This is a genomic window from Hyphomonas beringensis, from assembly GCF_000682755.1.
Lineage (GTDB): Bacteria > Pseudomonadota > Alphaproteobacteria > Caulobacterales > Hyphomonadaceae > Hyphomonas > Hyphomonas beringensis.
Map to the genome: position 1 here is coordinate 1 of NZ_AWFF01000087.1, position 26,725 is coordinate 26,725.

General features: G+C 60.3%; 26 protein-coding genes. 12 read left to right on the top strand and 14 right to left on the bottom strand.

The window, feature by feature from the left end; genetic code table 11:
• Positions 1-46: 46 nt before the first annotated feature.
• Positions 47-601, bottom strand: coding sequence for a helix-turn-helix transcriptional regulator (locus tag HY29_RS16190; protein ID WP_206741988.1), 555 nt, complete (start codon positions 599-601; stop codon positions 47-49).
• A 105-nt stretch (positions 602-706) separates the two neighbouring features.
• Here HY29_RS16190 and HY29_RS16195 point away from each other — a divergent pair, with 105 nt between their 5' ends.
• Complete coding sequence (locus tag HY29_RS16195) at positions 707-1,510, top strand: COG4705 family protein (protein ID WP_034798910.1); 804 nt, start codon at positions 707-709, stop codon at positions 1,508-1,510.
• Between the two features lie 409 nt (positions 1,511-1,919).
• On the opposite strand, the gene HY29_RS16200 is transcribed toward HY29_RS16195, so the two are convergent.
• The 3 genes from HY29_RS16200 to HY29_RS16210 form a co-directional block, all read right to left on the bottom strand.
• Positions 1,920-3,164: an abortive infection family protein gene (locus tag HY29_RS16200; protein WP_034798912.1), complete on the bottom strand. Its 1,245-nt coding sequence runs from the start codon at positions 3,162-3,164 to the stop codon at positions 1,920-1,922.
• Between the two features lie 178 nt (positions 3,165-3,342).
• Complete coding sequence (gene hemB, locus HY29_RS16205; protein ID WP_034798914.1) at positions 3,343-4,338, bottom strand: porphobilinogen synthase; 996 nt, start codon at positions 4,336-4,338, stop codon at positions 3,343-3,345.
• Positions 4,339-4,368: 30 nt separating this feature from the next.
• Positions 4,369-4,905: a GNAT family N-acetyltransferase gene (locus tag HY29_RS16210; RefSeq protein ID WP_034798916.1), complete on the bottom strand. Its 537-nt coding sequence runs from the start codon at positions 4,903-4,905 to the stop codon at positions 4,369-4,371.
• Between the two features lie 65 nt (positions 4,906-4,970).
• Between HY29_RS16210 and HY29_RS16215 the strand changes: the two genes are divergently transcribed.
• A complete protein-coding gene (locus tag HY29_RS16215) occupies positions 4,971-6,110 on the top strand; it encodes an acyl-CoA dehydrogenase family protein (RefSeq protein WP_034798918.1) in 1,140 nt (379 codons plus the stop codon).
• On the opposite strand, the gene HY29_RS16220 is transcribed toward HY29_RS16215, so the two are convergent.
• Positions 6,107-7,402 carry an APC family permease gene (locus tag HY29_RS16220; RefSeq protein ID WP_034798921.1) on the bottom strand — a complete coding sequence of 432 codons (1,296 nt, stop codon included), beginning with the start codon at positions 7,400-7,402 and terminating at the stop codon, positions 6,107-6,109. The genes HY29_RS16215 and HY29_RS16220 overlap by 4 nt on opposite strands.
• Before the next feature lie 209 nt (positions 7,403-7,611).
• Between HY29_RS16220 and HY29_RS16225 the strand changes: the two genes are divergently transcribed.
• From HY29_RS16225 to HY29_RS16235, 3 genes are all read left to right on the top strand, one after another.
• Positions 7,612-10,122: a zinc-dependent metalloprotease gene (locus tag HY29_RS16225; RefSeq protein ID WP_034799135.1), complete on the top strand. Its 2,511-nt coding sequence runs from the start codon at positions 7,612-7,614 to the stop codon at positions 10,120-10,122.
• Positions 10,123-10,143: 21 nt separating this feature from the next.
• Positions 10,144-11,799 carry an acyl-CoA dehydrogenase family protein gene (locus tag HY29_RS16230; protein WP_034798924.1) on the top strand — a complete coding sequence of 552 codons (1,656 nt, stop codon included), beginning with the start codon at positions 10,144-10,146 and terminating at the stop codon, positions 11,797-11,799.
• A 94-nt stretch (positions 11,800-11,893) separates the two neighbouring features.
• Entirely contained in the window at positions 11,894-12,733 is an 840-nt protein-coding gene (locus HY29_RS16235) for a TauD/TfdA dioxygenase family protein (RefSeq protein ID WP_034798927.1), read from the top strand.
• Positions 12,734-12,772: 39 nt separating this feature from the next.
• On the opposite strand, the gene HY29_RS16240 is transcribed toward HY29_RS16235, so the two are convergent.
• Positions 12,773-13,033 (bottom strand): PilZ domain-containing protein, encoded by a 261-nt coding sequence (locus HY29_RS16240; RefSeq protein ID WP_034798930.1) that lies wholly within the window; start codon positions 13,031-13,033, stop codon positions 12,773-12,775.
• A gap of 186 nt (positions 13,034-13,219) precedes the next feature.
• On the opposite strand from HY29_RS16240, the gene HY29_RS16245 reads away from it, so the two are divergent.
• From HY29_RS16245 to HY29_RS16265, 5 genes are all read left to right on the top strand, one after another.
• A complete protein-coding gene (locus tag HY29_RS16245) occupies positions 13,220-14,284 on the top strand; it encodes an enoyl-CoA hydratase/isomerase family protein (RefSeq protein ID WP_034798933.1) in 1,065 nt (354 codons plus the stop codon).
• A gap of 60 nt (positions 14,285-14,344) precedes the next feature.
• Positions 14,345-15,037, top strand: a complete 693-nt coding sequence (locus tag HY29_RS16250; RefSeq protein WP_051601671.1) for a DUF805 domain-containing protein — start codon at positions 14,345-14,347, stop codon at positions 15,035-15,037.
• Between the two features lie 179 nt (positions 15,038-15,216).
• Complete coding sequence (locus tag HY29_RS16255; protein WP_155838389.1) at positions 15,217-15,711, top strand: MarR family winged helix-turn-helix transcriptional regulator; 495 nt, start codon at positions 15,217-15,219, stop codon at positions 15,709-15,711.
• Positions 15,712-15,755: 44 nt separating this feature from the next.
• Positions 15,756-15,974, top strand: a complete 219-nt coding sequence (locus HY29_RS16260) for a VOC family protein (RefSeq protein WP_338390436.1) — start codon at positions 15,756-15,758, stop codon at positions 15,972-15,974.
• A gap of 87 nt (positions 15,975-16,061) precedes the next feature.
• Positions 16,062-16,712 carry a hypothetical protein gene (locus HY29_RS16265; protein ID WP_034798937.1) on the top strand — a complete coding sequence of 217 codons (651 nt, stop codon included), beginning with the start codon at positions 16,062-16,064 and terminating at the stop codon, positions 16,710-16,712.
• On the opposite strand, the gene HY29_RS16270 is transcribed toward HY29_RS16265, so the two are convergent.
• Positions 16,713-17,321, bottom strand: a complete 609-nt coding sequence (locus HY29_RS16270; RefSeq protein WP_034798939.1) for a c-type cytochrome — start codon at positions 17,319-17,321, stop codon at positions 16,713-16,715.
• 297 nt (positions 17,322-17,618) lie between these two features.
• Between HY29_RS16270 and mutL the strand changes: the two genes are divergently transcribed.
• The gene (gene mutL / locus HY29_RS16275; RefSeq protein WP_034798941.1) at positions 17,619-19,553 is read left to right on the top strand and encodes a DNA mismatch repair endonuclease MutL; all 1,935 of its coding nucleotides are present in this window, start codon (positions 17,619-17,621) and stop codon (positions 19,551-19,553) included.
• Positions 19,554-19,648: 95 nt separating this feature from the next.
• On the opposite strand, the gene HY29_RS16280 is transcribed toward mutL, so the two are convergent.
• Positions 19,649-20,023, bottom strand: a complete 375-nt coding sequence (locus HY29_RS16280) for a hypothetical protein (protein ID WP_155838390.1) — start codon at positions 20,021-20,023, stop codon at positions 19,649-19,651.
• 170 nt (positions 20,024-20,193) lie between these two features.
• Entirely contained in the window at positions 20,194-20,478 is a 285-nt protein-coding gene (locus HY29_RS16285; RefSeq protein WP_034798946.1) for a hypothetical protein, read from the bottom strand.
• A gap of 110 nt (positions 20,479-20,588) precedes the next feature.
• On the opposite strand from HY29_RS16285, the gene HY29_RS16290 reads away from it, so the two are divergent.
• Positions 20,589-21,737: an alpha-hydroxy acid oxidase gene (locus tag HY29_RS16290; protein WP_034798948.1), complete on the top strand. Its 1,149-nt coding sequence runs from the start codon at positions 20,589-20,591 to the stop codon at positions 21,735-21,737.
• Here HY29_RS16290 and HY29_RS16295 read toward each other — a convergent pair.
• From HY29_RS16295 to HY29_RS16315, 5 genes are read right to left on the bottom strand one after another with little or no spacing between them, the layout of a single operon-like run.
• Positions 21,734-23,143 carry an FAD-binding oxidoreductase gene (locus tag HY29_RS16295; RefSeq protein ID WP_034798950.1) on the bottom strand — a complete coding sequence of 470 codons (1,410 nt, stop codon included), beginning with the start codon at positions 23,141-23,143 and terminating at the stop codon, positions 21,734-21,736. The two genes, HY29_RS16290 and HY29_RS16295, sit on opposite strands and share 4 nt — an antisense overlap.
• Positions 23,140-23,763 (bottom strand): FMN-binding negative transcriptional regulator, encoded by a 624-nt coding sequence (locus tag HY29_RS16300; protein WP_051601675.1) that lies wholly within the window; start codon positions 23,761-23,763, stop codon positions 23,140-23,142. Before HY29_RS16300 ends, HY29_RS16295 begins: the two co-directional genes overlap by 4 nt.
• 6 nt (positions 23,764-23,769) lie before the next feature.
• A complete protein-coding gene (locus HY29_RS16305) occupies positions 23,770-24,729 on the bottom strand; it encodes an L-threonylcarbamoyladenylate synthase (protein ID WP_241765244.1) in 960 nt (319 codons plus the stop codon).
• Positions 24,730-24,757: 28 nt separating this feature from the next.
• Complete coding sequence (locus HY29_RS16310) at positions 24,758-25,948, bottom strand: cytochrome b/b6 domain-containing protein (protein ID WP_034798953.1); 1,191 nt, start codon at positions 25,946-25,948, stop codon at positions 24,758-24,760.
• Positions 25,949-25,964: 16 nt separating this feature from the next.
• The gene (locus tag HY29_RS16315; RefSeq protein WP_034798956.1) at positions 25,965-26,702 is read right to left on the bottom strand and encodes a YceI family protein; all 738 of its coding nucleotides are present in this window, start codon (positions 26,700-26,702) and stop codon (positions 25,965-25,967) included.
• Between the last annotated feature and the right edge of the window lie 23 nt (positions 26,703-26,725).

Below are 26,725 nucleotides of genomic sequence, written 5' to 3' on the forward strand. Positions count from 1 at the left end.
CTGAGGCATTTGGAGCGGCTGGCGGGGTGAAGAGGGCCTGAAGGCGTCAGGACCGGGCCGGTTTGGCGGCGGGTGCTGATGGCGCGTCGAGCAGGTCGTCGATGAAGACGGAGACCAGCATCGCCTGGCTGCTCACGTTGGCTTTGGCGTAAATCTGGCTGAGCTGTGATCGGATCGTTCCGGCTGCCGCACCGCGAAGCCGGGAAATCTCGGCCACGTCGCAGCCCTTGAGGGCGAAGAGCGCGACCTCTCCCTCACCTTTGGTAAGGCCCCACTCCTTGAAACGCAGATCGATATGCTCTGCGAAAGCGCCCCGGGCCCGTGCCAGTGCCTGCTCCTTTCGGCGCAGATCGCGGGTCAGTTGAACGATGTTTCGGGAACTCAGGATAACGCCGGTCAACAATGCCATGGCGATCACGCTTTCCATCGCGAGTTCGAGCTTCAGTCCATTTGTGCTGGCCACGATCCAGTCTTCGATTCCATCTGCAACAAAGAAAGCGGCCGCCACGAGTTGCAGCGTCATGATCCCGATTGGAAGCATCAGCGACAATTCAGGAAGCCGAGCCGTATGGCGGGCGCCGCCTTGGGAAGCATTTTTCATAGGACATCCGCTTAGTAAGACCGCTTTAAGCGCTCGCTTATGGGCTTTTCCACGCGCCATGGTTTAGCAGCGACACAGGATTTCGATCAACCAAGGAGCTGAGGCGTGACTCAAACCGATAAAGACGTATTGACCAAAGTACCCGCGATCACCTTCGGGTTCTGGGTCATCAAGATTCTGGCGACCACGTTCGGCGAGACAGCCGGAGACAGTGTGTCAATGTCATGGCTTGGCGAGACGACGGCCAATGCGTCTACCTCTTTCTGGCAAAGCGGCTATCTGATCGGCACGGCGATGTTCGGTTCCATTCTGGCGCTTCTGGTATACGCTCAGATCCGCGCCAACCGGTTCAACGCATGGCTATATTGGGCAACCATCATAGCCTCGACCACTGCCGGCACGACGATGGCTGACTTTGCCACCCGGTCGATGGGGATCGGCTATCCGGGCGGAGCGCTCGTCCTGCTGGTGGCCGTCCTGGCGTCTTTGCTGGTTTGGCGCAAGGCATTGGGCACCGTCTCGGTCAGTTCGGTGCACGAGCCGAGAGCCGAGCTCTTCTATTGGATAACGATCACTTTTTCGCAGACGCTTGGCACGGCTTTGGGCGATTGGATAGCAGATGGGTCGCTCGGTTATCTCGGCTCTGCTGTGATCTTTGGTTCACTCCTCGCACTGATCGCGCTGGCCTGGTTCCGCACATCGATCAACCGGGTTGCACTGTTCTGGGCCGCCTTCATACTGACGCGCCCGCTCGGGGCCGTCGTGGGGGATTTTCTGGACAAGCCCTACGCGCAGGGCGGGCTTGAGCTGAGCCGCGTCTGGGCGACGGTGGTGCTCGGCAGTGCCATCGCCGCGCTGATCCTTCTGGTCCGTCAAAAAGCGGCCACTGCCGAGGCGCGGGAGGCGTGAAGGTCTGGTAGTCAATGCCCACCCGAAGAGCTGGAGACGCCGGGCGCGGAAGCCTGCCTCTCCAGCCAAACTGATCGGCAAGCCCGAAGGCCGCGCAAGGGAACTGACACTTCAGATGCTGCTGAGGCATTTGGAGCGGCTGGCGGGGTGAAACAGTGAAGCGCTATCCGTGCCGCTTCATCCTTCGACTTCGCTCAGGATGAGTCTGCACGGGAGGGACTCGCCGTGCCTGGGCTGAGAGATGTCGAAGCCAACGCGCAAGAGGGAGCGTGGTAGTCAGCAATATCCCGAATGCAGATATTGGCGTTTCAAGTCATGAAAGGCGGAAATTCGCCGGAAGCGGTCATTAGGCATTTTGCGCCCGGTGTCTCGAATGAGCGCAAAACGAGGTGAAAGATGATGAAAGCCCTTATTCAGTTTCACTTTGCTTTTGGTGCGTTGAAGTCATGAAGTCGATGAAAGCTACAGCTGCCCCTACGGCCAGTCGCGCGTGTCGGGGTTCCAATCCTTTGTGCTTACCATCTCGTCCGTGACCAGAGCCATACAGACCGCGAAGCTCAGCAAGATATTGGCTCAACGCTGAGAGATTTCGAAGTATAAGCCTTATAGTCTCTGCGCCTTTTGCCTCGTTCGATATGCCCTCTGGCACGAGCCGCAATTCAGTGGTCACCATCTTTGTGAGCTTCGGCAGGTCAGTACCATTAGGTACTGTAATATCGCGTCGATCTAGAATGCTCTTACAGCAGCTTTCTAAAAGTTCTTTGGCGGTGCCAATGGCTAATGCTGGATCGGTTTCGATGGCATTCTCTGCGCGCTCTATTTCCTTTTGCATCCAGCTGGCATTTAGCGCATCGGCAACAGTTCGGGCCCTAGAGAAAGAACGTGCACTTGAGTGCTTTACTGAGCGTGGAACGAATCTTGGTCGACCGGCAATCTTCTCTTCTTCAACGAGTTGCCATCCCTCAGGCCTAAGTTGGTCGTTAAATTCGCCAACTAGCTTCAGCGCTTCGTTCCGATCAGGTCTTACTACAGGGTGAACGATTTCACACAGAAATCGAAGGAAGGTGTCAGTTGGTCCGCCCAGCAAATCGAAACGTTTATCACTGTATATCCAGTCGTCTTCCCAATCGAAATTATTAATCCGATGCTGCCAGATGTCGCCGGATGCCGTTTTGAAGCGGCTATCGTCCGACGGAAGCGCTTCTAGGTCGAATATGCGCCCCAGAAAATCAACATCGTTCAACCTACCGCACCAATGCACTTCATCAAGCTTAAGACCATCGACTATATTGCGCCGTGCTCTCATTGAGACTTCGCCTGCTTGCTCTCGCCAGTCCGGCTCCACCGAAGTGCGTGGGGTTAATGTCACATTGAACCAATCGCCACTGAATTGCGCTACGATTGGATCAAGACGATTTTTGATCTGCCCCTGCAGTACTTCCCTTCCGCTGCCGAGTTGGGCGTAGTCCGCAGGATCAATTTCTAAGTAGATAGTCCAGATTCGTGTTCCGCCGTCCCAATTATCGTACCCAGTTTCTTCTACGGATACCTTGGATGAGCGAAGAACGCTTGCCGCTTCGGTCATGTTCTCTGCGTCCAGCATTCTGGCCGCTGTCGCTAAATATGCCTCCGGTTTTTCTGCGATGCGTTTCATCAGCTATAAGTAGTACGCGCAGCCAAAAACGCCACTGCGCAAACTATAAAAAGCTAACGGCTGGTTTCGGGACTTTCTTGTCGTTGGCTATGGGCCAAACTAGAGCGTGCTTAGGGCCAACTCCGGTTGCCGAAGACATTAATTCCTATGCCTCATTCTGCGCCCACCCCAGACTCCATCACCCCAACTTCACCGCCGCTTCTTCTGCGAAATACGTGATGATCCCGCTTGCGCCGGCGCGTTTGAAGCACATGAGGGATTCCATCATGACGCGGTCGCCGTCGATCCAGCCATTCTGGGCGGCGGCCTTGATCTGGGCATATTCGCCGGACACCTGATAGGCCACCGTCGGCACACCGAAGGTGGACGAGACACGGTGGACAATGTCCAGATACGGAAGACCGGGTTTCACCATTACCATGTCCGCGCCCTCGGCGAGGTCCATGGCGACTTCGCGCAGCGCCTCGTCAGAGTTTGCCGGGTCCTGTTGATAGGTTTTCTTGTCTCCCTTGAGAGAGGCGGATGAGCCGATGGCATCGCGATAGGGGCCGTAGAAGCCGCTCGCATATTTCGCCGCATAGGCCAGGATCATCATATTGGTGAAGCCTTCATCCTCGAAAGCCTGGCGGATCGCGCCGATGCGGCCATCCATCATGTCAGACGGCGCGACGACATCCGCGCCTGCGGCGGCATGGGCCAGCGCCTGCTGCACCAGTTTCTCCGTGGTCGCATCATTCGGAATGGTGCCATCATCATCCAGCAGGCCATCATGGCCGTGGCTGGTATAGGCGTCCAGCGCGATATCGGTGATCAGGCCCACTTCCGGTGCGGCGTCCTTCATGGCGCGCAGCGTGCGGGGGACCAGCCCGTCCGGGTCCAGCGCGCCAGAGCCGGTCTCGTCCTTGCCCTCTGGCCCGATATAGGGGAACAGCGCGATCGCCGGAATGCCGAGCTCTCTCGCCCGCACAGCGGCTTTTGCGGCTTCATCCACGCTGAGGCGGTCCACGCCCGGCAGGCTATCCACCGGCACGCGGCCCTCGCCATCATGCACGAAGACAGACCAGATCAGGTCAGCCGGGGTCAGCGTGTTTTCGCCGACAAGCGAACGTACCCATGGGCTCTGCCGAAGGCGGCGCAGACGGGTGGCGGGGAAGGTTTGCGGGAAGTGTGTCATGCCGCATTAAGTGGTGCAAAATCGCGCCGGCTACAACCAGCCAATTTTACGCACCATGAAACAGCGTTTCGACACGTCCAGATCCTCGGCCTGGATCTGCTCCAGTTCCAGCATCCAGTCTGTCATGTCGTTGTGACTGATCTCGCGAAAGCCATGCTTGGCATAGAACGGGCCGTTCCAGGGCAGATCGCGGAACGTGGACAGGGTCACCCGGCGCAGTTTACGGCGGCGGGCTTCGGTCGCCACATGGTTAACCAGCGCCCCGCCGATGCCGCGCTGTCCATGGTCTGGATGTACGCTCAACTGGTCCAGATACAGCGTGCCACCGCGCAGCGAGACCAGCGCGAATCCCACCGGCGTCTCATCTGGCAAACGTGCCACGAACAGGTCTCCTGCTTCGGCGGCGGCGTGCAGAATTTCGTCCGGCACATGGTCTTGCAAAGCCTCTTCCGACAACAGGCCGGTCGGGGCGAATAGCTGGCCTGCCGCGAGATCAATAAGGATCAGGGCCCCCACATCAGATGTGGAAGCCTTCCCGATTGTGTATCCGGCAAGCGCTCTTTGCATTGACTTTCTACCCAGCCCATTCAATTCCCAAGGGACGTCTTAGGCGATTATGAGGGTAAAAGCCAATGAGTGCATTGTTTTCCGACGAACAAATAATGATCCGCGATATGGCGCGGAAGTTCGCCGAGGATCAGCTGCTGCCACACTCTGAGGAATGGGACGAGAAAAGCCACTTTCCGGTGGACGTGATCAAGCAGGCCGCCGAGCTGGGGTTTGCCGGAATTTACGTGAGGGATGATGTCGGCGGCAGCGGCCTGACGCGCACAGATGCGGCCCTGATTTTTGAACAGCTGGCCTATGGCGATGTCTCCACGGCGGCGTTCATTTCCATCCACAATATGGCCAGCTGGATGATTGATACGTTCGGCTCCGATGCGCAGCGCCAGGCCTGGCTGCCGCGCCTCACCAGCATGCAGCTGATCGCATCTTATTGCTTAACAGAGCCGGGCGCAGGCTCCGATGCGGCCAGCCTCAAGACGCGCGCTGTGCGGGACGGCGATGACTATGTCATCACGGGCACCAAGCAGTTCATTTCCGGCGCGGGCACCTCTGACATCTATGTGCTGATGGCGCGCACGTCCGATGATGGCGCCAAGGGCGTTTCCACCTTCATCATCGAAAAGGACACGCCCGGCCTCAGCTTTGGCGCGAATGAGCGCAAGATGGGCTGGAAGAGCCAGCCGACGCGCCAGGTGATGCTGGACGGCGTGCGTGTGCCTGCCGCCAACCGTATCGGCGAGGAAGGCCATGGCTTTCGCTTTGCCATGGCGGGGCTGGATGGCGGCCGTCTGAACATTGCGGCGGCCGCGCTGGGCGGCGCTCAACTCGCCCTCGACAAGGCCGTTGCCTATGCCAAGGAACGCGAACAGTTCGGCAAGCCTATTGCGGACTTTCAGAACACGCGCTTCAAGCTGGCCGACATGGAAACAGAGCTGCAGGCGGCACGTGTGATGCTGTACGAGGCGGCTGGCCGGCTAGACGGCAAGGCGCCGGACGCGACGCGCTGGTGCGCGATGGCGAAGCGCTTTGTCACGGATACCGCCTTCAAGGTGGCCAATGACGCCCTGCAGATCCATGGCGGTTATGGCTATCTGGCAGACTATGGCGTGGAGCGTATCGTGCGCGATCTGCGCGTGCACCAGATCCTGGAAGGCACAAACGAGATCATGCGTGTCATCATCAGTCGGGACATGCTGAAAGACTAGTCGGACGCGCCGGTTTTCTTTCTGCGCTTGTAGATCCATTCCGCGCCAAAGCAGGTTGCCATGATGCCGCCTGCGATCAGCAAATTGATCTTGCTCGTCTGGTAGTTGTGGGCGAGCAGGGCGGCCAATGCGGCAAAGCATAGAATGGCGCCAAAGCCGGGAATCCATTTTGAGCCCTTGATGTCGGAAGCCTTCCGCATGCCGACCAGATTCACAATGGCGAAGATCAGCAGGAAACCGATACTGCCCGTTGTGGAGATGCTCTCCAGCTTCAGCGTGTTGACCAGAACCAGCGTTGCGAGGGTCGTGAACATCAGGCCGATCGGCTGGTTCCAGAATTGCGCCGTGAATTCATGCGGCAGTTCATCATCCTCGGCGATCTCATAGCTGACCCGGCTGCCGCCATAGAGCGACGCATTGATGGCGGAGAAGGTGGAGATCAGCGCCGCAATCGTGATGATCGTAAAGCCCAGTTGGCCCAGCATCGGCTTGGCGGCCTCGGCCAGCACATAATCCTGCGCGGTCTTGATCTGGTCAAAGGGCAGGGAGCCCACGGTGATGATCGCGATGGCCAGATACAGCAGGATGACGAAAATGACCGAGATATAATAGGCGCGGGCGATGTTCTTCTCAGGCGATTTGATGTCCGGCGCGGCATTCGCGATCAGCTCAAACCCCTCATAGGCCACGAAGATGATCATGCCCGCCGTCACCAAAGTGAGCGGGGATTCCCAATGCTCCATGTTGAGCTGGCCGAGATTGGCATTGCCGGGCAGGCCCGCTGCGCCGATGCCGACAAAGCCGAGCAGGATGATCAGCTTGATGATGACGGCGAAGGATTCAATCGAGCCGACAATCTTGATGCTGTAATAATTGACCGCCGTCGCGAGGACGATGATCGCGCTGGAATAAATGTGTGTGTCCAACTGGGTGTTCCCGGTAATGGACCACAAATTCGGCGCATAGGATCCGAAGGCGGAGGCATAGAGCGACAGCATGATGATGTAGCTGACCCAGAGCAGATTGTTGATGCCGCCACTGAAAACGCCTTTGCCAAAGCCCTCATTGATGAACCGCACCGTGCCGCCCCGGTCGGGATAGGCGCGCGACAGGTGCACATAGCTGTAGGAGGTGACGAGTGCGATCAGGCCCGCGAACAGGAACGCGACCGGCGTGCCCCCCTTTGCCAGATCCGCCGCCAGGCCCAGCACGGCAAAGATGCCGCCGCCGACCATGCCGCCAATGCCTATGGAGACCGCTTCGCGCAGGCCGATCTGATCATTGTCCGCCATAATATATGCTTCCCTTCAGCCGCCTTGCTTCCAAAGATATAGGCTGCGTCGCAGGATACGGCCAGACGGGCTTGCTCAGGAAGCATCCATGATGGGCGATCAGGTTCCAGTTAGAGGCTTCCTGCTGCGATTGCACTGGAAAGAGTTTGAACCCTGCCGCGATCTGCGGCACCGTGCAGGCGATGTTTTCAAATCGGGAGAGGTATTTCGTGCGGGCTTTCAAAGGACTTGTCGTTTCGCTGCTGGCAGCGCTCATTCTTCCGGTGGCGGCGGCGCAATCCGGGGATTGGGAAAAGGAGACAGCCAAACTTGTCCACAAGGACGGCTTTGTTGATCTCTATCTGGATAGCGATGGCGGGCGCGTTCTGGCGGCTTTCCCGGCGCCGGATGAAGACGGCGTTTCGCTGCGGGCGATCCATTCCAGCGGCCTGACGGCCGGGCTCGGCTCCAACCCGATTGGCCTTGACCGGGGCCTGGGCGATGGCGGTGCCATCCTGGCCTTCCGCAAGATGGGCAACAAGCTGGTCGCCCAGCAGGAAAACTGGTCCTACCGTGCCACAGCAGACAATCCGCGCGAGCGTAAATCGGTGCGTGAGTCCTTCGCGCAGAGTTTCCTCTGGTCCGGCGAGATCATCGGTACCGGCGCCGAGGGCGAGTTGCTGGTCGATATGTCCAGCTTCCTGACACGCGATGCCCTGGATGTGCGGGCATCTTTGAGACGACACCCGAAGGGCGGATCGTTCCAGCTGTCGCAGAGCCTGTCCATGCCGGATGTCTCCGCCGCGCTGGCCTTTCCGGACAATGTGGAGTTTGACGCCTTCCTGACCCTGACGAGCGACGATCCGAAATCTGAGGTCTGGGCCACGGCGGCTGATCCGCGCTCTGTCACGCTGGTACAGCATACGTCCCTCGTGCGTCTGCCGGATGATGGCTATACGCCGCGCATGTTCGATCCGCGCAGCGGCACCATCGACATGCCCTTCTATGATTTCTCCGCGCCGCTGTCCGGACAGGTGCGTCAGGCCTTTGCGCGCCGCTTCCGCCTGGAAAAGCAGGACCCGACCGCAGAGAGCAGCCCGGCCAAAGAGCCGATTGTCTTCTATGTCGACTCCGGCGCACCCAAGGAAATCCGTGATGCGCTGATCGAAGGCGCATCCTGGTGGGCAGAGGCCTTTGAGGCCGCAGGCTTTCCGGACTCCTACCGCGTAGAGGTTCTGCCCGAAGGCGCGCATCCGCTGGACGCGCGCTACAATGTGATCCAGTGGGTGCACCGCCAGACACGCGGCTGGTCCTATGGTGGCGGCGTGGCAGACCCGCGAACGGGGGAGATGCTGAAGGCGAATGTCATCCTCGGCAGCCAGCGCGTGCGTCAGGACCGGATGATCTTTGAAGGCCTGGCTGGTGCATCCAAAACCGGCACCGGCGCAGCCGATGATCCGGTAGAAATTTCCCTCTCCCGCATTCGCCAGCTGGCCGCGCATGAAGTGGGGCATACGCTGGGCTTTGCCCATAATTTTGCCGCGTCTACGAACAATCGCGCCTCGGTGATGGATTATCCTGCGCCGCTGGTCTGGGTTGGTCAGGATGGCAATCTGGATTTCTCGGATGCCTACGCCACCGGCATCGGCGTGTGGGACAAGGTTTCCACCATGTGGCTCTATCGCCAGTATGCGCCTGGCACGGATGAAAAAGCGGCGGGCGGTGATCTGCTGAAATCCGCCTATGCCAGCGGCCTGCGCTTTGTGGACGATCCTCAGGGACGCGGCGTCGGCACGGCCAACCCCTATGCCAGTGTCTGGGACAATGGCGCAGACCCGGTGGCCGCGCTGATCGAGGCGATGCAGGTGCGCAAGGTGGCGCTGGACCGGTTTGGCCTCGACTCCGTGCGCGCAGGGCAGCCGACGTCACACCTGCGCGCCGTGATTGTGCCCGTGTATCTCTACCATCGCTATGAGATCGCGGCAGCGTCCAAGATGATTGGCGGATATGATTTCCGCTATTCCGAAAAGGGCGATGGCGGTGAGCGCGGCAAGGTTGTGCCGGCTGACCAGCAGCGCGGGGCTCTGACAGCCCTGGTCGCCACGCTGGACCCGGCCGTGCTGGACATGCCGGATGCCACGCTGAACCTGCTGACACCGGCGCTTGGATCCTTTGGCTCAGGCGGTGGCGGTGCGGAATATTTCCCCGGCACAACAGGCGCGCAGTTTGATCTTCTGACCGCCGCAGACACCGCCGCCACTGAAACACTGACCGCCTTGCTGAATCCCGCCCGTATCGGCCGTCTGGTTGAGCAGGAACGCCGCAACCCGAAGGCCCTGACCTATGAGGACGTGCTGCGCGAGATTGAGCAGGCCCTGTTCGAGAGCGCTGACACGCCGCGCCAGGCAGAGATCCTGCGCCGCGAACAGATGCGCTATGTGTCAATGTTGATTGATCTGGCGGCGGGTGGACAGGCGACGCCGGAAATAACGGCCCGCACCAATGCCTATCTCAGCGCGCTGGGCCGTCGGGTGGTTTCACGCTCGCGCAAGGCAGACCCGGTCGATGTTGCCACGCGTGACGAGATTGCCCGCCGCGTGCTGGCGCATCTGGACCGGCCGAGCCTGCCGGCGATGCCCGTGTCACCTGCGGTCGACGTGCCGCCGGGCAGCCCGATTGGCGCAGGCGCTTCGGAAGGCTGCTGGCATTGTGATACAACACTGCTGACAGAGGGGCCGTAAGCGCTCCGCAGGGAGACCCGCATGACGCATTACCATCCGCAGGCAGAGCTGGAGACGCACACCGTCTCCAACCAGCCCGCCCCCTTTGGCGACGTGAACCTGTTTGCCACAGATCGGGCCTTGATAGGGGCGGTCAAGGCGGCAGGGTGCAGCGTGCATGCCGGGCACCTGTCTGAGTTCGGGGCAAAATGCGGTGCGTTTGAAACGCTTGAATGGGCCCGTCAGGCGCAGGAGAGCCCACCAAAGCTGAAGAGCTTTGATCGGTTCGGCCACCGGCTGGACGAGGTGGAGTTCCACCCCGCCTATCACAAGCTGATGGCCATGGCGCTGGACAATGGCCTGTCTGCCGGGGCGTGGACGCAGCCGCAGGCGGGCCATGTGTTGCACGGCGCCATGATGATCCTGATGAACCAGGCCGATGCTGGCGTGACATGTCCCATGTCCATGACCTATGCCTGCGTCCCGGCGCTGATGGCAGAGCCGTCTGTTGCCGAAGACTGGGTGCCCCGGGTCAAGGCATCTTCCTATGACGGACGGTTCCTGCCGGCAGAGCAGAAGACTGGCGTTACCATTGGCATGGCGATGACGGAAAAGCAGGGCGGCAGCGATGTTCGCGCGAATACAACTCGCGCCGTGCCGGACGGGCAGGGGGATTACATCCTGACCGGTCACAAATGGTTTTGTTCCGCGCCTATGTCCGATGCCTTTCTGACGCTGGCCTATACCGAAGAGGGGCTGACTTGTTTCCTGGTGCCGCGCTGGCGCCCGGATGGCACGCGCAATGGCATTCACATCATGCGCCTGAAGGACAAGATGGGTGACAAGTCCAATGCATCCTCTGAGATTGAGTATCATGCTGCCTGGGCCCGGCGCGTCGGCCCGGAAGGGCGCGGAGTGCGGACCATCATCGAGATGGTTCAGCACACGCGCTATGACTGTATTCTCGGCTCGACCGGTGGCATGCGCGCCGCGCTGGTTCAGGCCCTGTGGCATACTTCCCAACGGCGTGTGTTCCAGAAGACCCTGCAGGATCAGCCCGCCATGCGCGCCGTGCTGGCAGACCTTGTGATCGAGAGTGAAGCGGCCACAGCCATCGCCCTGCGTATCGGGGCCAGCCTGGACCGCGCCGCAGACAATGCGCACGAGGCGGCCTTCATGCGGCTGGCCACACCAATTGCGAAATACTGGGTGTGCAAGCGCCAGCCGGGCTTTGTCTATGAGGCGCTCGAATGCCATGGCGGCGCGGGCTATGTGGAGGAAGGCCCGATGCCGCGTCTCTTCCGTCAGTCGCCGCTGAATGCGATTTGGGAAGGCAGTGGCAATGTCATCGCGCTGGACGTGCTGCGCGCCCTCTCGCGGGAGCCGGACAGCCTTGAAGCCGTGCAGGCAGAGCTGAAAAAGCCCGTCGGGGCGCATGGTTTCTATGATGCACATATTCAGCGTCTGTCAGACTATCTTCAGCCCGGCAGCCTGCATGAGGGCCGTGCCCGCGCCTTTGCGCAGGATATGGCGCTCGCCTTGCAGGCCGCCGCGCTTCATGGTTCTGCACCGGACTTCGTGTTTCAGGCCTTCTGCCTTCAACGCCTGGACCCGGCTCGCAAGGGGCTGATGTATGGCGATATCGCAGAAGGCGTCGATCAGGTGCGCCTGATTGAGCGGGCGATGCCAACGCCCTGATGGGCCCTCTCGTAGAGGAAAGGATTTCCTCATTGCGTACAGCCTCTATAGTGGTGGCTGCAGATGCCAAAAATGGCACGCAAGGGAGGAAACCATGCAGATTGAGACCTTGCCCGGTGTGGGCGCGGAGATTACCGGCGTTGACCTGAAACGCCTCAGCGATGCGGAATTTGACGCGATCCGGCAGGCTTATGCCGATCATGGCGTCATCTTCTTCCGCAACCAGGATCTGAGCGAAGACGACCATATCGCCTTTGCCGAACGCTGGGCACCGATCAATGTGAACCGCTTCTTCGCCGCGCACCCTGATTATCCGCAGATCGCCATGGTCGTGAAGGAGAAGGACCAGAAAGACAATATCGGCGGCGGTTGGCACACGGACCATTCCTATGATGAGGAACCGGCCATGGGCTCCATCCTCGTCGCGCGCGAGCTTCCGGAAAGCGGCGGCGACACGATGTTCGCCTCCATGTACCGGGCCTATGAAACGCTGGACGATGCCACGAAGAAAGAGATCGAAGGCCTGCGCGCCGTTCACTCCGCCAAGCATATCTTCGGCTCCGGAGAGGACACGTTTTACAAGACCACGGATGCTGGCGGGATACGTATCGGCAATGCGGCGGCGGCGGATGTGCTGGCCGATGTCACGCACCCGGTGGTCATCACCCATCCGCTCAGCGGCAAGAAGGCGCTTTATGTGAACCCGGCATTTACGGTGAAGATCATCGGCAAAAGTGATGAGGCCTCAAAAGAGCTGCTCTCGCGCCTCTATGCCCACGCCATGCAGCAGGAGAATGCCTATCGCTTCCAGTGGCAGCCGGGCTCGGTCGCCTTTTGGGACAATCGCTCCACCTGGCATTGGGCGCTGAATGATTATCATGGCCAGCGCCGCATAATGCACCGCATCACGCTGGATGGCTGCGCGCTCCACTAGGGGCCGCGCCCCTTGTTCATGTGTTGAGACCAGCTGAGACTAGATGAATTCGATGCCGGTTTCGCGGCCACTCTGCCAGCGACGCAGGCAGGGGCGTGCGCGTTTCTGGCGGGCAATGCGAATGGAGAATTCTTCTGGCAGGTCCATGCCATTCGGGGTAACGATGCGCGCCCCGCCTGAGGAGAGATCACGGATCTCGCATTGCACCTTCTTGAACAGGCCCAGTTTCAGGGTGCCCTTTTCAATCACCGGCGTGCGGCGGCCACGTTGGTCTGGCCCGGATGCGTTGTGTTCTCTCATACTCAGGACTTATACCTAATATGTGTAAATATTCGCGCATCGGGAATTTCGCGAATTCAAGAATCTCGTTCGGATATTGTTAAGAATTTCCCCGTGGGCAGACTTGATCGCGCGAATCGCGGCGGTAGGTCTACGGGGCAAGGCAACAGAAGGTGCGCGCAAGGCGCCAGGATAAAGGGTTGGAGTATGTCAGACGAGGTATCGATCAGTGTGCAACGCGGTGTCGGGCATATCACCCTGACCCGGCCAAAGGCTCTGCACGCCCTGAACGCCCCCATGTGTGAGACCATTCTCGCCGCGCTGGAGCGGTGGGCCGATGACCCGACCGTCTATCTCGTCATGATTGACCATCAGGACGATACGCGCGGCTTCTGCGCCGGGGGCGACATCCGCATGCTGGCCGAAAGCGGGCAGCGCGACGCGAGTGAGGCGCGCGCCTTTTTCAATGTCGAATACCGCATGAATGCGGCGCTTCAGTCTTTCCCCAAGCCGGTTCTGGCCATCGCGGATGGCGTCACCATGGGCGGCGGAGTTGGCCTGTCGGTTCATGGCTCTCATTGTATCGCGACCGAGCGCACCGTCTTTGCGATGCCGGAAACCGGCATCGGCCTGTTCCCGGATGTCGGCGGAGGCTGGTTCCTGCCGCGTCTATCGGGAGAGCTTGGCACCTGGCTGGCGCTTACCGGGGCCCGCCTCAAGGGTGTGGATGTGGCCGCGGCGAAAGTGGCAACACATTACTTGCCGTCCGAACTGGTGCCCAATCTGAAGACACAGATTGCACGGGCAGACTTCTCTATTGGGGCTGCTGAGATGCTGAACGAGATTCTGGGCAGTCTGACCCATGCCGTTCCGGCCGGCAGCTTTGAAGAGCATCGTGACATCATTGATGCGTGCTTTGCCAAGGATACCGCCGAAGAGATCGTCGCGGCCCTGGAGGCCGAAGGGGGCGACTGGGCGCTGAAGCAGGCCGAGACGATCCGCACCAAGTCGCCGGAAACGGTGAAGGTCGCGCTGCGCCAGGTACGCGAAGGCGGTAAGCTGCGTGACTTTGAAGACAATATGCGGATGGAATACCGCATTGGCTGGCGCAAGGTGCAGAGCCATGACTTCATCGAAGGCGTGCGCGCTGTGATCATCGACAAGGACAATACGCCGAACTGGAATCCGCCCACGCTGGAACAGGTCAGCGACGCCGATGTCGCCCGCTATTTTGAGCCGCTCGGCGAGGATGAGCTGACCTTCGGGGACTAAGCGGGTAGACAGACCCTGTCTTCCTGAGTGTATATATTGCAGCAGTTCAGGGTGGCAGACATGCGCGGTCAGGTATTGAAAGCAGACTCCAATAACGGACAAGGCCTGATCCTTGGCGATGACGGAGTCCGGTACAGTTTTACCCAGCAGGAAGCCCGGGATGGCAATCGTCTTGTGCCTGGCCATACCGTGGATTTTGTTCCAACCGGTGGAGAGGCGCGCGACATCTATCTGTTGGGCGCGGGCCATGCCGCCGCGCCGTCGGCAGCGCAGCCGAGCTATGTTCACCCTGCCAATACTTACTCGCCCCCAGTAACGCAGAAGAGTGAAGGCATCTTCACTTACTTTCTGAGGGCGATCTCTGTCAGGTACTTCAAGTTTACAGGGCGGGCACGCCGACGGGAATATTGGGGCTATGTTCTGTTTTCCTGGCTGGTGACAGTCATGGCCTTTGTTGTCGACATTGCGATCATGGCCAGTCTGTCTGAAATGGCCTCAAGCTCCGATGCCTTCTTCTTCCCGATCTTCACCACACTCTGGGTGCTCTACAATATCATTCCGGGGATATCGGTCACGGTGCGCCGCTTGCACGACCAGGATCTGTCGGGATGGATGTATTTACTTAACTTCATTCCCTATATCGGCTGGTTGATCGTATTGGTCTTCATGTTCATCGACAGTCGTGCCGACCCGAACAAGCACGGGCCCAGCCCGAAATATGGCATTCGCAGCACAGCCGACACATTCGCCTGAGCGAATACTACAGACTTATCCACAACTCAGCGCGCTGAAATCGTTACGCAATAGTAACGGTTAATGTATTCGTCCGAATATTAACCATCATCACTTGAAAAAGAGGCATGCTTATCAATTCATTAGGATTGGCGGTGTATTTCTATTCAAACTACAACAAAAGTTGAGTGGTGGTGAAAATGATGATTGCTGAATTGCAGGAAACTGCAGACCTTTCCCTTGGTGAGTCTTTCCTTAAGTCTCTCTCTTTACTTGAGCAGGCGCACCGTCGTCTTCATGACGTCGTTAAAGACGATCTGGAGCGCGCCGGTGAACGGTCTCTGACCGGTGTCCAAGCCCTGCTTCTTTACGAAATTGGCGAAGGGGAAGCTCCGGCATCCGTCCTGCGTGCCCGTGGCGCTTTTGCCGGCACCAGCCTCTCCTATAACGTGAAGAAACTTCAGGAAGGCGGCTATCTGATCCAGACCCGCTCTGAAGACGACAAACGTACCGTGACGCTGCGCCTGACCGAGCGCGGCCTGAAAGTCCGCAAGCGTGTTGAGTCCCTGTTTGAAAAGCAGGCTGGCGCCCTTGAGCCGACCGCCAGCGTTCGTCCGGACGACCTGTCCCAGCTGAACAAGACCATTTCGCGCCTTGAGCGCTTCTGGTCAGACCAGATCCGTTTCCGCCTCTAAGGCCCCGAACGGTTCCTGCATGATGAAGCCCTGCCAGCTTGCTGGTGGGGCTTTTCGCATTTGGCCGCTCGCCCAGCCAGGAACACCTTCTGGTGTTCTACGTGCCGGAGGCCCACGCGTTGCAACAGGCGGTTGCGCAAATGAAGGCTGCGGGCTTTCTGCCGGTAGTCTCTCTAAATTCATACTGGGACGAGGTTGGCTACACATTTGAAGACCCGGACGGGTACCGGACTGTTCTGGAGGGGCGGGCCTGGCCCGTCTGAGCAACAAAACTGTTTTCAACCTGAAATTCCTGAATTAAATAGTAAGGGATGAGGGGTTTTTGGGGGATCGCATGCGGGGGCCTGTGCTTGGCCGAGCCAGCTTGGGCTGGGCCATGGGCACAGGAGCAGGGCAATTGGTACCTGCAAGCCACCGTAACGCAGGAAGAGCTTGAAGACATCGATGGAAATCGGGTCGAGCTTTATGGCGAATACGGCTTTGCGGATGGCTGGCTGGTGACCGCAAAGTCCGAAGCCGTGACCTATGACAGCGATTATGATCTGGACAAGGAGGCCGCCCGTCTGACGGTGCGCCACCAGCTGCTCTCCCACAAGGGGTGGGCCGTCGGCGCAGAGGGCGGCCTGGTCTATGGCAGCTCGGTGGCAGGCATCTTTGGCTGCGATGCCTGGGGCGCCGAGGCGCGGCTCAGCGGCGGTCTCTCGGGTGTTCGAGGGGCACGCAGCTTCTACACGTTTGCGGATGCCGCCGTGGTTCATCACGAGGATGGCTGCACACGCTATCGCGCCGAGATCGGCTATGGCGTGGATTTGTGGAAGAATGTCTTTCTCAGCCAGCAGCTCTGGATCGAACGTGGCAATGATACAGCGGACTCAAACAAGTATGAGACCAAGCTCGGCTATCACTTTCCCTGGGTCGATCTGGCCCTTGGCTACCGGCAGGAATTTGCCGGGGAGTATGACGAGCAGGCCATCCTGCTCGCCATGACTGTCAAACACTGACTATTCGTCAGCCGGCATCTTGGATGCGTCATATCCGGTTTCGGACATCAGATAGGCGACGACCGCGACCCGGTCTTCCGGCTTGCGCACGCCGGCAAAGGTCATGCGGTTACCGGCCAGGAAGGTGTTCGGGTTTTCCAGCCAGTGATCCACCTTGTCCGGGGTCCAGATGAAGTCAGCTTCCTGCAGGGCCGGGGAATAGGCAAAGCCTTCCAGAGAGCCAGCCTCACGACCGAACAGGCCGTAAAGGTTCGGGCCGACCAGATTGCCGCCGCCTTCCTTCAGGATGTGGCAGGACTGGCAGAGCTTGAACGTGCGGCGACCGCGATTGTAGTCAGCCGTGTTGTACGGTGCCGGCAGGTCTGCGAACGGAGAGGCCGCATCCGCAATGGCCGCTGACGTATCGGCGGCAGGCGTAGCTGCTGCTGTGTCGGTCTCTGCAGCAGGGGCCGGGGCCGTTTCGGCGGGGGCTGCAGCAGGCGTTTCTGCAGCCGGGGTTTCGGTGGCCGCCGGCGGCGTCGGGTCAGACGCAGGCGCGTCCTGCTTCCCGCAGGCTGCGAGGGCCAGGAGAGAGGCCGCTGCAATGGCGGTGGAATGATAAATCTTCATGGGAAAACAATGCTCCAGCTGTTGTCCGGCCGCATAGTGGGCGTGTACGCGGCAATTTGCAAACTGCGCTGCAGCCTGCCGTGAACCGGCTTATAATGCAATGAATACAACAGGTTTGGTCGCAGAGTGGGGTGTGCGCTTGTGCGCTGCGGCAACAGGCCGCCGCTAGGGAAAGCCCGTATAGGCAGGCTTTGTGGGCTCGTCTTGAAGGGCGCGGGGACGACGCACGCGTAGGGCTGCGGGCGTGGGTGCGTGGCGGACGGGGACAAAATCCGTCCGCCGCGTTATCCTGTTCACATGCCTGATTCTGTTCGTTCCAGACCCGAAATTCGTAGACTATCCCCTGATGTTGTGAATCGTATCGCAGCCGGTGAGGTGGTTGAGCGTCCGGCTGCCGCAGTGAAAGAGCTGGTCGAGAATGCGCTGGATGCGGGCGCGCGGCGCATCTCCGTTTCCATTGAGGCGGGCGGCCTGAAGCGGATGGTCATCGAGGATGATGGCTGCGGCATGTCTGCCGAGGATCTGGTTGTGGCGCTGGAGCGGCATGCCACCTCAAAGCTGGTGCCGGATGATGCGGGCCGGGTGGACCTGTTGAACATCCACACAATGGGTTTTCGCGGAGAGGCATTGCCCTCTATCGCCTCGGTCAGCCGGATGAGCATCTCGTCCCGCGCGGCGGGCGAGGATGCCGCCGAAGTGTTCATCGAGGCCGGCCGGATCGAAGGGCCGAAGCCGTCTGCCTTTACCGGACGCGGCGAGACGGGCACGCGCGTTGAAGTGCGCGACCTGTTCCATGCGACGCCTGCGCGCCTCAAATTCATGAAGGGTGAACGCGCCGAGAGCATGGCCGTGACGGACACGATCAAGCGCCTGGCCATGGCGAACCCGGAAGTGGCCTTCAGCCTGGAGAATAATGGTCGCAACAGCCTGCGCTATGGCGTCGAGGCCGAGGGCGCAGAGGGCCATCTGGCGCGTCTGGGGGCCATCATGGGGCGGGAATTCAAGGATAATGCGCTGGAGGTAGACGCAGAGCGCGAAGGCGTGCGTCTCAGCGGCTTTGCAGGCCTGCCGACACTGAACCGTGGCAATGCGCAGATGCAGTTCCTGTTCGTCAATGGTCGCCCCGTGAAAGACCGTATGCTGAACGGCGTGATCCGGGCGGCGTATCAGGATTTCCTGGCGCGGGACCGGCATCCACTGGCCGCGCTGTTTGTGGACCTGGACCCCGAATATGTGGACGTCAACGTGCACCCGGCGAAGACCGAAGTGCGCTTCCGCGATGCCGGGAATGTACGGGGCCTGATGATTGGTGCGCTGCGCCATGCACTGGCAGCGGCCGGGCACCGGGCGTCCACTACGGTAGCGGACTATGCGCTGGGCAAGGTGAAGATCGAGGAGGCGACTGCGCCCAATCTCTGGTCTGTGCCGCCTGCGCCAGAGCGGCAGGCTTCGCCCTCTTCCTATTATCGCCAGCCCGTCGGGCCGGATTTGGATGCACCGCTGGAGCCGTCAGGGCTGCATGGGGCAGGGTTTCAGGAAAGCCCTGCGCCCTCTTATGCGCAATCCTACGCCCCTGACTGGCGCAATGATGGCGCGCCCTCTGCGCGGGTGGAGACGGACGCGATGGCGCCACAGGAGACGCCAAGAGACTTCCCGCTGGGCGTCGCCCGGGCGCAGCTGCACGAAACCTATGTGGTGGCGCAGACGGCGGATGGCATTGTCATCGTCGACCAGCACGCCGCACATGAGCGCCTCGTCTATGAGGACATGAAGCGCCAGATGGCGGCAGGCGGCGTGAAGCGCCAGGCCATGCTGATCCCCGATGTGGTGGAATTGTCAGAGGATGAAGCCGAGCGGGTGCTGGAGCGCGCAGAAGAACTGGCCGAGTTGGGGCTGGAGATCGAGCCGTTTGGCGTCGGCGCCGTCTGTGTACGGGCAACCCCGGCCCTGTTCGGGGAGATGGACGCTGCAGGGCTGATCCGCGATCTGGCCGATGATTTCGCCGAATATGATGCGGGCCTTGCCCTGAAAGAGCGCTTCGAGGAAGTGATGGGCAATATGGCCTGCCGGGGATCTGTTCGGGCGGGTCGCCGCCTCAATGGCGAGGAGATGAACCATCTTTTGCGCCAGATGGAAGCGACGCCGCATTCCGGCCAGTGCAATCATGGTCGCCCAACCTATGTGGAGCTGAAACTGGCCGATATCGAGAAGCTGTTCGGGCGCCGGGGCTAGCGGCGCACGGGGCATTTATGTTTCGGCCAGCAGTTTTGCCCGGCATGGCGGTGGCCATCCGGTAAGGGGAGCTGAATTCGGCAGAAAGTTCCGTATCAGGACGTGTTGGGGGCCGGCTCGCGGTAAGCCGTGCGCAGTTCTGCGATTGTCGCGTGCAGTGCGTCTGTCAGCGCGTTCAGGATGAACGGCTGGGTATCTTTGGCAAACTCAATTGGCAGATCGCTGCCCAGCGCCGGGCGTTCCCAAGCGGGCACAGCGGGCGCTTCATATTTGTAGAGATTCTTTGGTTTTGGCTTCGGGCGGTCGGACGCATATTTCAAATGGACGGAGCCGTAGCGTGTGATGCGCAACAGGAAGTGCTGGCCGGTCTCTTTCTGATATTTCGCGATGGCCCAAAGCTGCAGCCACAACCACGGCCAGAAGACCGGGTGGACATAGGCAAAAGCCGGGGCGAAGCGCGGATCCGTCATGTTCCCAATATACACCGGGAACGGAGGGTGTCGGACAAGTTTATTTTTACCCCAGTGTTTGCTGCAGGTTGGGGGTGATTTTTTGTCGGATAAGTTCTGTGATGTGTCATCCCGGCCAAGCGCTGCGAAGAGCCGGGACGCTACGAAGGATGACAAGGATGGCGCAGGCCCTATTCCATGATGGAATAGATTTCCGGGGTGCAGGTGCCTTCGGTGATGAGGTCTCGCTTCACCGTGAACGTATCCCCTACGGAAGGTGTCGTTTCGAAGTCGCTGAGGGACATATAGAATTCGCCATCCGGTCCATCGAAAATGATGTCCGTGTCATCCACTTTGCGAATGGTGGCCTCAAAAACCGTGCTGTCATAGCTGCAGGGGCCGCCGACCACCGGGCCGCGGGGATCGCAGGCCGCAAGGGGAATGAGCAGGCCGAGAGCCAGAAGTGTCGTGCGCATGAAATGTCCTCCCACAAGGTTCAGGCGCAAAGGCTAGTCTCATTCGGGCTTTTCGCAAAGCAGCAAGACTTCTGATTGCCTGATGGGGAAATTGTGCCTAGGCTTGATCCATGAGCCGGGTTGGGAATGCCATTAACATCAGCGATTTGCGTGCAGCGGCGAAGCGCCGCCTGCCGCGCATGGTGTTCGACTATATCGATGGCGGCGCGGAGGACGAGTACACGCTGCGCAGCTCTGTGGAGCGGTTTGCCGATTATGGCTGGCAGTGGGACTCTCTGGTCGATTCCTCTCAGATCGATACGAGCTGCACCGTGTTTGGCCAGAGAATTTCCCAGCCTTTCTTTATCTCTCCGACGGCGGCCTCGCGCCTGTTCCATCCGAGAAAAGGCGAACTGGCCGTCGCGGCGGCGGCGCAGAAGGCGGGCATTGCCTATAGCGTTTCGACGCTGGGCAGCCAGACGCTTGAAGACATTGCCGCCACGGCGCCGGACGTGCCGAAATTCATTCAGCTCTATGTCTGGAAGGATCGCGGGATCGTGCGGGATTTCATGGCCCGCGCCAAGGAAGCGGGCTATACGGGCTGTATCCTGACGGTTGATGCGACGGTTGCCGGGCAGCGCGAACGCGACCCGCGCAATGGCTTTTCCGTGCCACCGAAGATCAACCGGAAAACCGCGACACAGGCGCTGGCAAAGCCTGGCTATCTGTTCGACATGTTGACCTCGTCAAGCATTGGCCCGGCCAATTTCGAACAGGTCGATACGGGCGGGCGCGACGTGATGGGCGTCATCAACGAATTGTTCGATCCAACGATGAGCTGGAAAGACCTCGACTGGTTCATCAATGAATGGGGCGGACCGTTTGCCGTGAAGGGCCTTAGTACGGCTGAAGATGCAAGGCGTACGGTGGACAGCGGCGCCAGCACGGTATGGGTGTCAAACCATGGGGGGCGGCAGATTGATACTTCCGTGCCCGTCATAGATCTGTTGCCGGAGATCCGTCAGGCGGTTGGCGCAGGCGTGGAGATCATTGCCGATGGCGGCGTGCGCCGGGGCGCGCATGTGCTGAAGCTGATCGCGCGCGGGGCCAATAGTGTGGCGCTGGGCCGGGCCTATCTGTTCGGGCTTGCGGCAGGCGGCGAGGCGGGCGTGACCCGCGCGCTGGACATATTGGCGGCGGATGTCAGGCGCGGTCTCGCCTTGCTGGGCGTCAATCGCGTGTCAGACCTGGACGGGCGGCTGCTGCGTCAGTTGCGCTAGGTGCTGATCACGCGCTGCGGGTTCATGATATTGTTCGGATCGATCGCGCGCTTGATGGCGCGCATGGTTTCGGTCGCGGCCTTGGGGCGGATGCGTTCCAGCTCGTCCCGCTTCAGGCGGCCGACGCCATGCTCTGCGCTGATCGAGCCGTCAAAGGCCATGACCTGATCATAGATGATGCGGAAGACCGCTGATTGCTGACCGGCCAGGACATGCTCGCTCGCATCGGCTGGTTCGCAGACGGAGTAATGCAGATTGCCATCGCCGACATGGCCGAAGATGACGAATTCCGATTTGGGGATCAGCTCCAGTATGGCGGCGTTGCAGCTGTCGATGAAATCCGGAATGCGGCTGACCGGCACGGAGATGTCCTGGTTCAGGGCGGTGCCATAGGCGCGCTTTGACAGCGGGATGGTCTCGCGTATGTGCCAGAAGCTTTCAGCCTGGGCGACGCTTTCGGCAATGACGGCATCCTTGACCAGCTCTGCCTCATAGGCTGCCCCCAGCGCCTCTTCGATGACCTCGCGGGCATGTGCGGCGCGCGACATGGACACTTCCATCAGGACGCGCCAGGGCAGGTCTGATGGCAGGGGATCGCGCGTGTCCGGAACATCTGCCTGCACCATGGCGATGGCATTGGCGGGGATGATCTCGAAACTGGTGACGGTGTCGCCTGCATGATCGCGCACGAGGGCGAGCAGGGCGACGACATCTTCTGCGCTCTTGCAGGTGACCCAGGCACTGACGCGCTGGACCTTCGGGAACAGTTTCAGTGTCGCGGCAGTGATGATTCCGAGCGTGCCTTCGGCGCCAGCGAAGAGGTGTTTCAGATCGTACCCTGTATTGTTTTTACGCAGGCCGGAGAGGCCGTTCCAGATCTCTCCGCTCGGCAGCACGACTTCAAGGCCGAGGATCAGATCACGCATCATGCCATAGCGCAGCACGGCAACGCCGCCGGCATTGGTGGAGATCAGCCCCCCAATCGTCGCTGTGCCTTCCGAACCGAGCGAAAGCGGGAAGAGGCGCTTCGCCTCATCGGCGGCCTGCTGGGCCGTGACGAGGGGCGCGCCGGCCTCTATCACAAGGGAATTGTTGACGGCATCGACCGAGCGGATGGCCGTCATGCGCTGCATGGAAATGCAGATCTCGCCATGCGGGGTGCCTGCATCGACAAGGCCGGTATTGCCGCCCTGGGGCGTGATCGCGACGCTGTGCTGGTTGCACAGTTTGACGAGGGCGGCGGTCTGCTCTGTCGTTTCCGGCTTGGCGAGGAATGGCGTTTCGCCCTTATAGGTGCCGCGCCAGGGAGAGGCGACCTTTTCCAAATCTTCCGGGTTTTCGCTCCACCCTTTCGGGCCGAGAATGTCTTTTGCGGCGGAGAGAAAGTCTGGGCTGAGCTGTTTCATGGTTTCAATTTATGCATTTCGTCAGCGATTGCGAGGCTGAGCGGATCAGGCGCGTCATTTAGCGCAGAGATCACTCCCTGACGCGCGGCTTCGGGTTTGTTCTGGTTCAGCTTGCGGATGCCTTCAAAGCGTGTGGCTGTCAGCTGGAAGCCGGTAATGGCGGTCAGCATGCGGGTGAACTTTGCGGGGTCCATCTTGTCGCGTGTCCAGGCGGGCTTTGGCGCAAGGGTGGCCTCGTATACAGCAGAGAGGTCGTCCAGCAATTGGGTGGTGCCATCGGCAGTGAGCGGCGTGGCCGGGCCTTCGGCCTCAACCGAGATATAGTTCCAGGTGCCGACCTGATCTTCCTGCCCGTACCAGTCTGGTGAGACATAGGCATGTGGGCCGGTAAAGACGACGAGCGCTTGCCCCGACTGTTTCAGGGCCTCGGTCGCCGGGTTCGCATTGGCGAGGTGGAAGCGGAGCTGGATATCCTCACCGGCCTGATCCAGCAGGACCGGAGCATGCGCCGCAAACGGGCGATTGTTCAGGCAGCTGATGATGAGGGCAAAGGCGTTCTGCCGGGCCGTTTCCAGCAGCAAGGCCCGGTCATGTTCGTGGAAGACGCGGGAGGGGTGCATGGCCTGTCAGTCCCGATAGGCGGCGCGGGCGAGGCGGTCATTGATGGCTTCGCCGAGGCCTTCATTCGGGATGCGCGCAACGGCGATCCGGTCAAACCGCGCATCCAGGGCGCGCAGCATGGCGAACAGTTTCGTCGCCGCTTCGGCAAGATCTCCCGTGGGGGAGAGGTTGAGGCCAGTATGGCTGTCCGGGCCGAAGCCGAGCCAGGCTTCGCCTTCTTCCGGGGCGTCTGCATTGAGGCGCAGGGTAGCGTCTGGCGCGTAATGGCTTTTCAGCTGGCCGGGCGCGACGATGGAGTCATCTGTGTGCAGGGCGAGGTGTCCGCCAATGGCTGCGTTCAGGGCAGATGTTTCGATGCCCCCTGTGCGCAGCAGGGTGGGCGTCTCCCCCGCGAAGGAGACGATGGTGGACTCGATGCCCGTGGCGCAGGGGCCGCCATCGATGATCAGATCGATCCGGTCTCCCAGATCTTCCATCACATGCTGGGCGCGGGTGGGGCTGACATGGCCCGAGCGATTGGCCGAGGGCGCAACGACCGGCTGCCCGAAGGCGGCGATCAGGCCCTGCGCTGCGGGATGGCGTGGATAACGGATGCCGATCGTGTCGAGGCCGGCGCGGGCGAGATCACACACCGTTCCGGTGGCTGCGCGGGGCAGAACCAGCGTCAGCGGGCCCGGCCAGAATTGGCGCGCGACGGTTTCGGCCTCCTCGGACAGCATGGCTTCCTGCTTTGCCATGTCCATGGCAGCAACATGGGCGATCAGCGGATTGAAATGCGGGCGGCCTTTGGCCTCGTACAGCCGGGCGACGGCCTGCGGATTGGAGGCATCACAGGCAAGGCCATAGACGGTCTCGGTCGGCATGGCGACGAGGCCGCCCTCGCGGAGGATTTCCGCAGCCAGGGCCAGCGTCTGGGGCAGTACGGGGACAATCTGCGCAGTCATGAAAGCGGGCTTACCACCCATGGGCAGGCCCCGGAAGGCGCGTCCGTCACTATTTGCGGGTCGCTGTGCCGGTCACGGTGACGGTGATGTCCTGGCCAACCCAGCTGCCGGAAGGATCCGAGGACTGGCCGAGGTCCAGTGCCTTGCGGTTCAGCACGGCAGAGCCATCCAGCGTGGCGGTGTCTCCGTCGATCTGCAGGGTGAAATTCAGCGGCACGGTCTGCGTGATGGATTTGATGCTGATTTCGGCGTCCGCGACATAGCCCTCGGCGGTTTCGCGGAAATTGGTCAGACGGATATTGGCGTCCGGATGCGCATTCGTGTCGAACCATTCGGCGCCCTTAAGACTGTCATTATAGAGCTTCTTGCCGGCATCTGCCGATGCGGTGCGGACGGTGACACGCACATCTGACTTGGCGAGATCATCCGGATAGAAGGCGACATCGGCGGACCAGTCATCAAAGGTGCCGGTGAATTCCTTCTTGTCGTAAATGCCGGTGAAGCGGATTTCGGAAGTGTCGTAATTGACGTCCCAGTTTGACTGGATGCCTGTTTCAGCGGCGGCCGGCTCAGGGCTTTGCGCGGCGGACCCGCCAGAACCCATCAGCGGGATGGCTGCGATCAGGCCGAACAGAATAATGGCCGTGCCGAAGGCGACGGGATAGCCACGCGCGGCGCGCTGGGGGCCGTCCGTCTTGCCGAACAGGCCGGGGATCATGCGTTTGACGACGCCTTTTTCGGCGCCGATTTCATGCTTCACAGCGCCCGCGACGTGCAGGGCCAGAAGTACGATCAACACCCATGCGCCTTTCGAGTGGATGTTCTCGATAATCACATGGGCGATGTCGGAATGTAGAAAGCCGGGGACAGGCAGGTGCGGCCAGCTGATCGTGCCATAGAGCACGGTCGGCACCTTGAACTTCGAGGTCGACACCAGGAGCCAGCCTGCCAGCGGCAGGATCACCATCAGACAATAGAAGGCCATATGCACAAGATGCGAGGCGAGCTTTTCACGGGCTGGCATGTCATCTGGCAGGGGAGGCGGCGGATTGCGCCATCTCCACAGGATGCGCACGACTGTCAGGAACAGGATCGTGATGCCGATGGATTTGTGCAACTGAAAGCGCACTTCATTGTCATCCATGTTCCAGCCAAGCCAGATCATGAACAAAAGAAGTGCCGCCATCACCCAGTGAAGGATGATGGCGACGATGGTGTATCTTGAAGATTCTGCCTGCATGGCGAGTCAGATAACCTTATTCGGAGGCTGCGTCAGCAAGTTCGAATTCGGTTTCGATCACGATTTCAACTTCATCACCCAGATTCGGGACCATGATGTCGAGGCCATAATCCGAGCGCTTCAGCGTTCCGGTGGCAGAAAAGCCGATTTTCGGTTTCTCTGGAGCCCATGGGAAGGTCGCCGTGCCATTATAGGTGACGTCCAGCGTTACCGGCTTTGTAACGCCCCGGAAGGTCAGGTCGCCGGTGACGGTGCCAGTGTTCGGGCCGGTGGTTGTCACTTCGGTGGATTTGAATGTGATTGTCGGGAATTCGCCGGAATTGAAATAGTCTCCGCTCTCGCTGATTTCCTGATCGAACGTGTCGTACGGGGAATCCGGGTGGCCTGCCTTGAAGTCTGCCGGATAGTCGGTTTCGACAGAGGTCGGGTCGATGGTCACGTCGAGAGAGGTGGCGGAGGCATCATCGGGGTTAAAGACCAGCGTGCCGTCGACCGAGTTGAGACGGGCGGTATAGTTGGACAGGCCGAAATGGTTCACTTTCCAGATCAGGGAGGTGTGCGTCGGGTCCATGGTGTAGGTGCCGGCCGGGCCCATTTCCGGGGCTTCAGCAGCTTCGGCTTGTTCTGCCGGGGCAGCTGTCGGTTCAGCGGTTGTGGTCGCCGGGGCTTCCTGGGATTGCGCCGGGGCAGTCGTTTCGGAAGCACCGCAGGCCGCAAGGGCCAATACAGATGCGGAAAGCAGAATATTACGCATTTAAAATCATCTCCTGAGTGTGT

Coding starts and splice junctions, on each gene's coding strand:
- HY29_RS16190 (WP_206741988.1), bottom strand. CDS start 601: ATGAAAAATGCTTCCCAAGGCGGCGCCCGCCATACGGCTCGGCTTCCT.
- HY29_RS16200 (WP_034798912.1), bottom strand. CDS start 3,164: ATGAAACGCATCGCAGAAAAACCGGAGGCATATTTAGCGACAGCGGCC.
- hemB (WP_034798914.1), bottom strand. CDS start 4,338: ATGACACACTTCCCGCAAACCTTCCCCGCCACCCGTCTGCGCCGCCTT.
- HY29_RS16210 (WP_034798916.1), bottom strand. CDS start 4,905: ATGCAAAGAGCGCTTGCCGGATACACAATCGGGAAGGCTTCCACATCT.
- HY29_RS16215 (WP_034798918.1), top strand. CDS start 4,971: ATGAGTGCATTGTTTTCCGACGAACAAATAATGATCCGCGATATGGCG.
- HY29_RS16220 (WP_034798921.1), bottom strand. CDS start 7,402: ATGGCGGACAATGATCAGATCGGCCTGCGCGAAGCGGTCTCCATAGGC.
- HY29_RS16230 (WP_034798924.1), top strand. CDS start 10,144: ATGACGCATTACCATCCGCAGGCAGAGCTGGAGACGCACACCGTCTCC.
- HY29_RS16235 (WP_034798927.1), top strand. CDS start 11,894: ATGCAGATTGAGACCTTGCCCGGTGTGGGCGCGGAGATTACCGGCGTT.
- HY29_RS16240 (WP_034798930.1), bottom strand. CDS start 13,033: ATGAGAGAACACAACGCATCCGGGCCAGACCAACGTGGCCGCCGCACG.
- HY29_RS16245 (WP_034798933.1), top strand. CDS start 13,220: ATGTCAGACGAGGTATCGATCAGTGTGCAACGCGGTGTCGGGCATATC.
- HY29_RS16250 (WP_051601671.1), top strand. CDS start 14,345: ATGCGCGGTCAGGTATTGAAAGCAGACTCCAATAACGGACAAGGCCTG.
- HY29_RS16255 (WP_155838389.1), top strand. CDS start 15,217: ATGATGATTGCTGAATTGCAGGAAACTGCAGACCTTTCCCTTGGTGAG.
- HY29_RS16270 (WP_034798939.1), bottom strand. CDS start 17,321: ATGAAGATTTATCATTCCACCGCCATTGCAGCGGCCTCTCTCCTGGCC.
- mutL (WP_034798941.1), top strand. CDS start 17,619: ATGCCTGATTCTGTTCGTTCCAGACCCGAAATTCGTAGACTATCCCCT.
- HY29_RS16280 (WP_155838390.1), bottom strand. CDS start 20,023: ATGACGGATCCGCGCTTCGCCCCGGCTTTTGCCTATGTCCACCCGGTC.
- HY29_RS16285 (WP_034798946.1), bottom strand. CDS start 20,478: ATGCGCACGACACTTCTGGCTCTCGGCCTGCTCATTCCCCTTGCGGCC.
- HY29_RS16290 (WP_034798948.1), top strand. CDS start 20,589: ATGAGCCGGGTTGGGAATGCCATTAACATCAGCGATTTGCGTGCAGCG.
- HY29_RS16295 (WP_034798950.1), bottom strand. CDS start 23,143: ATGAAACAGCTCAGCCCAGACTTTCTCTCCGCCGCAAAAGACATTCTC.
- HY29_RS16300 (WP_051601675.1), bottom strand. CDS start 23,763: ATGCACCCCTCCCGCGTCTTCCACGAACATGACCGGGCCTTGCTGCTG.
- HY29_RS16305 (WP_241765244.1), bottom strand. CDS start 24,729: ATGGGTGGTAAGCCCGCTTTCATGACTGCGCAGATTGTCCCCGTACTG.
- HY29_RS16310 (WP_034798953.1), bottom strand. CDS start 25,948: ATGCAGGCAGAATCTTCAAGATACACCATCGTCGCCATCATCCTTCAC.
- HY29_RS16315 (WP_034798956.1), bottom strand. CDS start 26,702: ATGCGTAATATTCTGCTTTCCGCATCTGTATTGGCCCTTGCGGCCTGC.